This is a genomic window from Nonomuraea sp. NPDC050540, from assembly GCF_044457485.1.
Classification (GTDB): Bacteria; Actinomycetota; Actinomycetes; order Streptosporangiales; family Streptosporangiaceae; genus Nonomuraea.
In genome coordinates, this window is sequence record NZ_JBITHA010000051.1 from 1 (window position 1) to 2092 (window position 2092).

The following is a 2092-nucleotide window of genomic DNA, read 5'->3' on the forward strand; positions in this document are numbered from 1 at the left end:
GGCGGCCTGGCGGCAGCGCATGGTGCAGAAGCGGGCCGGGCGGCCGGTGGCGGCAGGCTGCAGCGGCGTGTCGCACACCGGGCACCGCACGGCGGCCGGGCTGGTGGTGGGGGTCACGGGTTCTCCTGCTCGCGGGCGCGCTCGGCGAGCAGTTGGACCAGCCGGGCGCGTTCGGCGGCGATCACGGCCGGGTCCTCCGCGGTGTCGCCGGGCTGCGGGCCGCGCGTGAGCGCCTGGCCGTGCCGTGGCGGCGTGGGCGTAGCCGTCCGCCGTCCGGTTCGGGGGCGCGGCGGCCGGTGCGTGCGTAGGTGACGCGGGCCAGCCAGCGCCGGTCCATTGCCGGCGTCGGCGCGTCCTCCGGAGACCGGGATAAACCGTGGGAACCGGTCGGCCGCGGGCGGGCAAGTATGGGTGTCCCATCTGTGAGCCGAGAGGCCAGAGCATGTCAGAAACGAGCCCCGCCGATTCCGCCGTCATCGCGCGGTCCCGGCAGGAGCCCGAGGTGTTCGCGGAGATCTTCCGCAGACACGCGCCCGAAATCAAGAGGTTCGTCATCCGCCGCCTCGGACTCGACATCGCCGAGGATGTGGTGGCGGAGACCTTTCTGGCCGCCTTCCGCCAGCGCGGCCGCTACGACCTGGCCAGGCACGACGCCCTGCCCTGGCTGTACGGCATCGCCACCAATCTCATCGGCCGCCACCAACGCACCGAGGCCAGGCAGCTGAACCTGCTGGCCCGTACCGGTGTGGACCCGGTCACCGAACCCTTCACCGCGCGCAGCGACGAGCGTCTGAGCGCCCAGGCCGTACAGCGGAGACTGGCCGCCGCGCTGGCCGCCTTGCCCGCCGGGCACCGCGACGTGCTGCTCCTGGTGACCTGGGGCCGCCTCAGTTACACCGAGGCTGCCGAGGCGCTCGGCATCCGCGTCGGAACGGTCCGATCGCGCGTCAGCCGGGCCCGCGCCAAGATCCGCGAGGAACTGGGCGGGACCGATCCCACAGCTCTCGACGTCGAAGAGGTTCGCCATGGATGAGCTGGCTCAGCTCAACAACTTCCGCTCCGAGGTGCCGCCGCAGGAGGACCTGCGCGGCGAGGCGGAGCGTCTGATGGCCGGCATGTCGGCCCCGGCCCGCCCCGACTTTCGCCGCATCGGACTGCGCGCCGCCCTGGCAGGGGGTCTGGCGGCCGTGGCAGGGGTGGCGGTGTTCCTTGTCCAGAGCCGTCCCGCTCCGGTGCCGCCCCCGCCGATGATCCGCACGGTCGCGGCCGTGGAGGTGCTGTCGCGAGCGGCCGCGCACGCCGGCAGCCGTCCGGAGCTGCATCCCAGACCGGGCCAGTTCCTCGTCTACGAGTCGCAGAGCATGGACTCGACCGAGTCGGACGGGCAGATCTGGCTGTCACGTTACAAGCGCAAGATCTGGCTGCCGGTCGAGGGCAGCTCGGTCAACGGCGTCCTGCAGGAGGAGCTCCTGACGCCTCTGCCGTATCCGGGGCGCGCACTCCCACTGCAGGCACAGGCGGAGCAGGCGCGGGCGGGCAAGCCCGGCCGTCCGCAGCGGGCGGCCGACTTCGACCACCGCGCCGAGTTCCTGCGCAACGACTACGCCTACGTCAGCAGGCTGCCGACCGACACCGAGGCCATGCGCAGGCACCTCTACACGCAGGTGCCCAACGACGGGTTGCAGGACTACGAGGCGTGGAACCGGGTCGGCGGACTGCTCACGGAGTCCTATCTGCCCGCCGCGCAGCGGGCGGCGCTCTTCCGCGCGGCGGCCACGATTCCCGGGGTGGTGACGGTGAAGGAGTCGCAGGACGCCGCGGGACGCGAGGGCATAGCTGCGGCGATGGTCTCGCCCAACGGGGTCAGGGAGGAGCACATCTTCGACCGAAAGACCTACGACTATCTCGGCCGCCGAGGGGTGGTCGTAGACGCGAAGCTGGCCGATGCTCCGGTCGGGAGCGTGGTGTCGTCGAGCGCGCAGGTGAAGGTGAGCGTCGCCGACAGCCCACCCCTCGTGGAGTAGACGGCACGACGGGGCTCGGGGTAGACGGCATGGCAGGACCATCTACACCGGCGGACCCGAACCTTCGC

At 72.1% G+C, this 2092-nt stretch carries 2 protein-coding genes; both read left to right on the forward strand.

Features of this window, described 5'->3' with window-relative positions:
- Nucleotides 1-442 precede the first annotated feature (442 nt).
- Nucleotides 443-1033 carry an RNA polymerase sigma factor gene (locus ACIBI5_RS54245; RefSeq protein ID WP_397259666.1) on the forward strand — a complete coding sequence of 197 codons (591 nt, stop codon included), beginning with the start codon at nt 443-445 and terminating at the stop codon, nt 1031-1033.
- Nucleotides 1026-2024 (forward strand): CU044_5270 family protein, encoded by a 999-nt coding sequence (locus ACIBI5_RS54250; protein WP_397259668.1) that lies wholly within the window; start codon nt 1026-1028, stop codon nt 2022-2024. The genes ACIBI5_RS54245 and ACIBI5_RS54250 overlap by 8 nt, the downstream gene beginning before the upstream one ends.
- The last annotated feature ends 68 nt before the right edge of the window (nt 2025-2092 follow it).